This window comes from Hyalangium sp., assembly GCF_035629615.1.
Classification (GTDB): Bacteria; Myxococcota; Myxococcia; order Myxococcales; family Myxococcaceae; genus Hyalangium.
On record NZ_DASPHO010000442.1, the window covers coordinates 1 to 7431 of the forward strand.

The 7431-nt window shown below is 69.0% G+C and carries 6 protein-coding genes; 4 read left to right on the forward strand and 2 right to left on the reverse strand.

Features of this window, described 5'->3' with window-relative positions; translation table 11 throughout:
- A partial coding sequence (locus tag VD972_RS22675; RefSeq protein WP_324990298.1) for a serine/threonine-protein kinase occupies nt 1-979 on the reverse strand: 979 nt, incomplete at its 3' end.
- A 335-nt stretch (nt 980-1314) separates the two neighbouring features.
- Here VD972_RS22675 and VD972_RS22680 point away from each other — a divergent pair.
- From VD972_RS22680 to VD972_RS22695, 4 genes are all read left to right on the forward strand, one after another.
- Nucleotides 1315-3153 (forward strand): HSP90 family protein, encoded by a 1839-nt coding sequence (locus VD972_RS22680; RefSeq protein WP_324990300.1) that lies wholly within the window; start codon nt 1315-1317, stop codon nt 3151-3153.
- The gene (locus VD972_RS22685; RefSeq protein WP_324990302.1) at nt 3150-4277 is read left to right on the forward strand and encodes a hypothetical protein; all 1128 of its coding nucleotides are present in this window, start codon (nt 3150-3152) and stop codon (nt 4275-4277) included. Before VD972_RS22680 ends, VD972_RS22685 begins: the two co-directional genes overlap by 4 nt.
- 109 nt (nt 4278-4386) lie before the next feature.
- Complete coding sequence (locus tag VD972_RS22690; protein ID WP_324990304.1) at nt 4387-6207, forward strand: hypothetical protein; 1821 nt, start codon at nt 4387-4389, stop codon at nt 6205-6207.
- Nucleotides 6208-6309: 102 nt separating this feature from the next.
- A complete protein-coding gene (locus VD972_RS22695; protein ID WP_324990306.1) occupies nt 6310-7041 on the forward strand; it encodes a hypothetical protein in 732 nt (243 codons plus the stop codon).
- 32 nt (nt 7042-7073) lie between these two features.
- Here VD972_RS22695 and VD972_RS22700 read toward each other — a convergent pair.
- Nucleotides 7074-7431 (reverse strand): glutathione binding-like protein (locus VD972_RS22700; protein ID WP_324990308.1); only part of this gene is annotated, 358 nt, incomplete at its 5' end.

Consider the following 7431-nt stretch of genomic DNA (forward strand, 5'->3'; position numbering starts at 1 on the left):
CTTCGCGCGGCCCAGCCTCCAACGGCTGCGTCCCCTCGGCAAAGATCGGCTCGTCCAACTCCAGAGCCCCGCTCTCCTCTGCCCTCTCCAGAGCCTCGGCTGTCTCTTCCACGGAGCCACGGGCCCCGGGGTCCACCGAGATCATGCGGAAGATCAGCGCGCTGAGCCGCGACTCCACGCGCGGATTGAGGGCGAGCGGAAGTGGCGCAGCCATGCCCTCCAGCTGCCAGGTGCCGTCCTCGTCCTGCCGAGGTTCCGCCAGCTCCGGGTACGTGCCCGTCACGAGCCGGTAGGCGGTCACCCCCAGCGCGTAGAGGTCATCCGCCGGGCCCGCGTGGTAGCGCGCTTCCCGGTCGCGCCAGTGGCGCAGCTCGAACATCCAAGACTCCGGCGAGCGGTAGGCCGGGGTACCGGGAAAGAGCGTTGGCGGCGTCAGGGTGGCCGCGCCCGCATGGTTTCCAGAGCCAAAGTCGATGAGGACCGCGCGGCTGTCCGTGTGCCGGACCAACACGTTGTCCCCTTTGACGTCTCGGTGGAGGCCCTCTTCCGCGTGAATCGCCTGGAGGGCCCGCGCCAGCTGGGCCAGCAGCCGCAGCACCTGCCGGCAGGTGGGGTTGTGCCGCCGGGCCCAGTCGTACAGGGGCGTGCCCTCCACCCATTCCATGATGACGTACGGATGGACCGTGCCACCGGGGTGTTGCCACTGCCCCTCCTCCAGCAGGCCCGGGACACTGGGGTGGTGGATGCGGGACAGCAGCGCCGCCTCTCGCACGAACCGAGGATCTCTCGGCAGCAGGGCCAGCTTGAGGGCCACGGGGCCGGCGTCCTCCTGCCCGACCCTCACGGCCTGGTAGACGGCTCCGTGGACTCCCCCGCCTCGCCAGGCCACCACGCGCCAGCCCTCCACCACCGTCTCCAGGGGCAGCAGGGCCGTGTACGGCTGGGGAGCGTGCTCGCTCTCCCTCTTGGCTCTCTCCATGGGAGGACCTCGCGGAGTGTGGGTTGCTCACTCTACTCGCGTAAGGCCTCCCGCAGGCAACCCAATAGGTTGTCCCTGCGCAAGCTACCCCGTGCGATGCGGTCGAAGGAGAGACCGGGGCTCATGAGCGCGGAGAGCCAGCCGGTGTCGAGCCAGGAAAACCTGTCGGACAAGCAGACAGGTTTGGAGCGGTCGCGCCGCCGTCGGATAGCACCTGAAGTGTGGGAGTCCAGGGGCTCGTGGGCCCGAGCCCCATCCCGCGGAGGGAGTCCGGCGCCCGGAGCGTCATCTGACCCGCCAGTCAAGGCGGAGGGTGCGCTACTGTCGCCCCGCACGTGGACCATCGATTCCAGATCAACCTCCGCGGGGTCATTGACCTCCTGTCGCACCACCTCTACAGCTCGCCCGGCGTCTACGTGCGGGAGCTGCTGCAGAACGCCACGGACGCCATCCGCGCCCGCCAGCTCCTGGAGCCCGGCCACGAGGGCACCGTCCGCGTCGAGCTCATCGAGAAGCAGGACGGTGGCCTGCCCACCCTGCTCTTCAGCGATGACGGGGTGGGACTGACGGAGGAGGAGATCCACCGCTTCCTGGCCACCATCGGCGAGAGCTCCAAGCGCGAGGCCCTGGCCGAGCACCGCAACGACTTCATCGGCCAGTTCGGCATCGGCCTGCTCTCCTGCTTCATGGTGTGCAACGAGCTGCTCGTGGTGACGCGCTCGGTGAAGGGGGATGGCCGGACCATGGAGTGGCGGGGCCGGCATGACGGCACCTACTCCGTGCGGCCCTCCGAGCACCCGCTGGAGCGGCCGGGGACCCAGGTCTTCCTGCTGGCCCGCCAGGACACGGCCGAGCTCTTCACCGTCGAGCGCGTCCGCCAGCTCGCCCTGCACTACGGCGGCCTGCTGCCCTTCCCCATCCTGCTGACGGCGCAGGAGAGCACCGCGCGCATCAACACGGAGGGTGCGCCCTGGCGCCGCAAGTACGAGAGCCCCAGCGACCGGCGCGCGGCGCTGCTGGCCTACGGGCGCGAGGTGTTCGGCTCGGACTTCATCGACTGCATCCCGCTGAAGTCCTCCGCGGGAGACGTGGAGGGCGTGGCCTTCGTGCTGCCCTTCAGCCCGCACTACAACGCCAAGCAGAAGCACCGCGTGTACCTGAAGAACATGCTCCTGTCCGAGAGCGCGGAGAACCTGCTCCCGGACTGGGCCTTCTTCGTCAAGTGCGTGGTGAACGCCAACGAGCTGCGCCCCACCGCCAGCCGCGAGTCCTTCTACGAGAACGAGACTCTGGCCAAGGCGCGCGAGGCGCTGGGCCTGGCGCTGCGCCGCTACCTCACGGAGCTGGCCAAGGACGACCCGCGCGCCCTCCAGCGCCTCATCTCCCTGCACGGCCTCTCGGTGAAGGCGCTGGCGCTGGATGACGACGAGTTCTACCGGCTCGTCATCGGCTGGCTGCCCTTCGAGACGTCCCTGGGGATGATGACGCTGGTGGACTACCGCCGGCAGAGCCCCACGGTGCGCTACGTCTCCTCGCTGGATGACTTCCGGCAGGTGGCACGCGTGGCCGCGGCGCAGAGCCTATGCGTGGTCAACGCCGCGTACACCTATGACACGGACCTCATCGAGAAGCTCCCGCGCCTCTTCCCGGATGCGCAGGTGGAGCCCTTCTCCGCGGCGGAGCTGCCGCAGAGCTTCGACGAGCTGACGCTGGACGAGCGCGAGGCCGTCTTCCCGCTCATCAAGGTGGCCGAGCTGGCGCTCCAGCCGTTCCAATGCGACGTGGAGGTGAAGAAGTTCCGCCCCAAGGAGGTACCCACGCTCTACAGCTCAGACGCGGAGGGGGCCTTCCGCCGCGACGCCGAGCGGGCCCGCGAGGAGAGCGATGATCTGTACGGCTCCATGATGGACAGCGTGCTCACCGGCGCGCAGGGCGCCGATCGTCCGCTGCTCACCTTCAACTTCCTCAACCCGGTGGTGCGCAAGCTGGCGGCGGTGACGGACCGCAACGTGATGAAGCTCTCCGTGGAGATGCTGTACGTGCAGGCGCTGCTGCTCGGCCACCGGCCGTTGAGCGCGAAGGAGATGGCGCTGCTCAACCAGGGGCTGCTGGGGCTCATCGCGGCGCACCTGGACGGGGGCGGCGAGGACTCGGGCCAGGGAGGCATGCATTGACGACGCAGGACTGGCGTGAGCAGGTGGAGGAGCTCCTGAAGCGCGCCGCCCGGCTGCGGCACGGCGAGGCCAAGGTCATGGCGCTCGAGGAGGCGGCGCGGCTGGCCGACACCCATGGCGATCTGGATCTGGCCTTCGAGGTGCGAGACGACCTGATCGACGCGGCCACCTTCGGCGGCTTCCCCGACAAGGCGCTGGTGGCCTTCGCGTGGTGCCGCGGCCAGGCGAAGAAGAACCCGGAGCGCTTCGAGTCGGACCTGCTCCTGTGGAAGCAGAAGTGGGTGGTGGGCCGGCTGGACGACTTCCCGCACATCTCTCGCAAGCAGATCCAGGAGGCGCTGGACGACATCGAGCAGACGTACGCGCGGGTGGATGCGGGCAAGCGCTCTGTCCTCAAGCTCCGCTACCAGACGGCGCGGGACATGGGGGACGAAGCCACGGCGCAGCAGTTCTGGGATCAGTGGATCTCCGCTCCGCGGGATCACCTCACCGATTGCCTTGCGTGTGACCTGGACGACGAGATCGATCACCACATCGATCGGGGCGAGTACAAGAAGGCGCTGGAGAAGGCACAGCCGATCCTCGAGGGCCGCAGCAGCTGCGCGGAGATCCCCCACCTGACGTACGGCAGCCTGCTCTACCCGCTCCTCAAGCTCGAGCGGCTGGAGGAGGCCCGGGACTACCACCTGCGCGGCTACCCGATGATCTCGCGCAACCGGGACTTCCTCGCCACGGTGGGCGAGCACCTCGAGTTCCTGGCGCTGACGGACAACCTGTCGCGGGGGCTGACGCTGTTCGAGAAGCACCTCGGGTGGGCCATGGACCATGCGAGCTGGCGCGATCGCTTCAGCTTCCACGCGGCAGCCAGCTTCCTCCTCTCACGCCTGGTGGCCGAGGGCCGTGACACGGTGAGCCTGCAGCTGCCCAAGGCGTTTGCGCTGCACCAGCGCCAGAGCACCTACGCGGTGAGGGAGCTGCACGGCTGGGTGGAGACCCAGGCGCAGGAGATCGCGGCGCGCTTCGACACGCGCAACGACACGGACCGGTTCCAGAAGCTGCTGGAGCGCACCCGGGGGCTAAGCAGGGACGTGCACCCCTTCCCCATCGACGTGCCTCAGGGCTGAACCCGCACCCGGAGTGCAGCTGTCTGCCCGCCGGATCAGGCACCTTCTCCGCCCAGGAAGTGGAGTCTCCCGAGAGTCGGCTAGACTGCGCCCACACTCTGGAGGCGAGATGATGAAGAGATGGGCATGGACCTGGCTTGTGTTGCTCGTGATGACGGCCTGCGTGGCCCACGAGAAGAGCGGTGACAAGGCCGCGGCAGTCGGTGACTGGGAGAGCGCGCTGAATGCGTACGGCCAGGCGCTCGCGGAGGATCCGGACAAGCCGGAGCTGAAGGAGAAATACGAGCGCGCCAAGCGCGAGGCCGTGTCCGACGCCTACAGGAAGGCCCAGGCCTGCGCCACCGCCGGAGACTGGAAGTGCGCGGTGGGCGAGGCGGACTTCGCCCTCAAGGTGGACGGAGGCAACTCGGAGATCGCCGCGTTCCGCGCCAACGCGGCCCGCTCGCTCGCGCTGCAGCAGGTGGCCCAGTCCCGCGACGTGGCCACCCAGGGCAAGTTCCGGATTGCACTGGACATGATTGATCAGGCCAAGGTCCTCTCCAGCGATCCCAGCGTCGTCCAGGAGGCAGCCACCGCCCGGACGGGGCTCGCCGCCATGGCGGACACCGAGGCGGAGCGCCTGCGCCAGAGCAAGTCCTACCCTCAGGCGGTGGAGGCCCTCACCGTCGCCGCTTCGATCGACGGCTCCAAGCGGGGCAAGCTCGACGCGCTGCAGGCCGAGTACGAGGCGTTCCGCACGGCGGAGTACGAGCGGCTCGCACAGGAGGGAGACCAGGCGCTGGCCCGCAGGGACTGGGCCGCGGCGGAGGCCAGCTACACGGCCGCCCTGAACATGAAGCCGGGCGGGCGGGCCGAGCCACTCGCGCGCTATTCGGGCGGCGTGGGTGCCGCGGAAGCCGCGCTCGCTCGCCGGGACTACTTCACGGCGACCGGTGGCTACCGGCAGGCCGTCGAGTCTGGACAGGACGTGAGTGGCTACGCCCGCGCGCAGCTGGAGCTCGTGGAGGTGCGGCCGTACGCGGTGCGGATCCGCTCGGTGCTCGCCAGGCCCATGCGTCCGGACGGACGGCCCTGGGTCGGCACCATGAACCCCTACATCAGCCGAATGATCGGCATGTTCACGAACACCCCGCGGGGTGGAAGCCGGAAGCTGATCGAGGCCGCCATGAGCATGCCCCCGGGGAACCGCCCGAACCTCGCCGTCCGCGTCTCCCTGCCGGACGGGACGCTGCTGACGACGCCCGCCATCAATGGCCTGTATGTGTCGTATGACTCGGAGTTCATCGTGGCGACGAACTCCTTCGATGAGCGGAGGCTGAGCCTGCGCGTCGTCCACGGGGACAGCCAGTCCTTCGAGGACGTGGGCGTGATCGAGTTCCCCCTGGGCGAGATCGTCCGGCGCCGGGAGGCCCAGCTCAGCGCGCAGTCCGTGGCGGGGATGGACCTGAGCATCGAGCCCGCCATGGGCCGGTACGACGGCATGTTCACCAACATGTACCCGCTGCATGACGGCAGCAACCTCGCGCAGGACTACTCGATGCCCACAGCCCACGCCACGGGGTACCGGCTCAGAGGAATCCGCTCCGTGATCCGGCCCATGGATCTCGCGACGGAGCTGGACGAGGGCACCCCCGAGCTGGAGGTCGAGATCATCCAGGGGGGACGCGTGGTCTACCGCAGCCCGCGGCTGGACAACCTCTATGAGGCCCAGTGGGCCATCTCGAACGTCACCCTCTACGTGCAGCCAGGCGAGGCAGTCCGGATCATCGTCTGGGATGTGGATCCCAAGGAGCGCGATGTGCTGATGGATGCCATGGTCCCCGCGGAGCAGTTCGCCCAGGGCCAGGTGTCGGTGTCCTCGCCGCACGGCAGCACCACCTTGCTGCAGCTCGAGCCCCGGCAGGTCTGGGCGGGCGGCATCACGCCGTAGCCGTGGGTGCTCGCCTGGGCCGGAAGCCTGCGGCCCGGGCGAACGCGCGTCGAAGTGCACTGCGTCCCTGACGAGTGCCTATCTTCCTGGGGAGGACTCCCCATGCTTGCGCGCGAACGACTTGGACTCCTGGGAGCAGTGCTGGTGCTGGCCATGGCCGGGTGTATTCCGGAGGCTCAGCTTCAACCTCGGCCGGATGCCCGCTCTCTCGCCGGCGAGCCGAGCGCCGCCATTGCCGAGACCGCGGGGGTGCGGCTCATCGCGGATGGCGCCGCCTGGAGCGGCCACCCTGGGAACCTCGAGCGCCGCCTGACTCCCGTGGAGGTCCGCATGGAGAACCACAGCGGCCGGCCACTGAGCATCCGCTACAACCTCTTCGATCTCGTGGGGGAGTCCCGCTTCCACTACGCCGCGCTCTCTCCCATGCTCATGGAGGAGGCGAACGACTCAGAGCCCCGCTGCGTCGCCACGTACGTGCCCCGGTACTCCTGGCAGCTGGGGGCAACCTGGGGCTGGGGCCCGCGCCGCGGTTGGCGGGGCGGCTACCCTGGGCGCCCCTGGTGGCAGAACCCCTACTACGATCCCTTCTATGACCCGTTCTACGGCCCCCGCTCGTACGTGCGGTGCGAGGAGCCGCTCCCGACCCAGGACATGCTGGCTCGAGCGCTGCCCGAGGGGAGCCTGGAGAGTGGCGGGACCGTGGACGGCTTCCTCTACTTCCAGGGAGTCGCCGACCGCGAGCGCCAGGTCATCCTCCAGGCCCGGCTGGTGGACGGGAATACCGGAGAGCCCTTCGGCGAGCTCCGGATTCCATTCCAGGTGCGCCGCGACTGAGCGCGGCACACCCACTGCTGGCGGCCTGCGGCCTACTGCTTGCCGAACTCGGCCTCCAGCGAGGCCTTGACCGAGGGCCGGGCAGCGATGCGCTCGTGGTAGGGCTTCAGGGAGGCGGGCACCTGCAGCTTGTGATGCTGGCTCCACTGGAGCATCACGAACATGTAGGCGTCCACCACGGTGAACTGATCGCCCATGAGGAACTGCTTCCCCTCGAGGCTCTTGGCGACATACTCGAAGCGCTTGCCGAGCCTGTCGTGCGCGGCCTTCTTCTCCGCGTCACCGAGGTTCGGCTTCCAGAGCGGGCCGAAGGGCCCGTGGAGCTCGGTGCTGATGAAGGCCAGCCACTCCTGCAGACGGTAGCGCTCGAACGTTCCGTTCGCGGGCGCG

Coding starts and splice junctions, on each gene's coding strand:
- VD972_RS22690 (WP_324990304.1), top strand. CDS start 4,387: ATGATGAAGAGATGGGCATGGACCTGGCTTGTGTTGCTCGTGATGACG.
- VD972_RS22695 (WP_324990306.1), top strand. CDS start 6,310: ATGCTTGCGCGCGAACGACTTGGACTCCTGGGAGCAGTGCTGGTGCTG.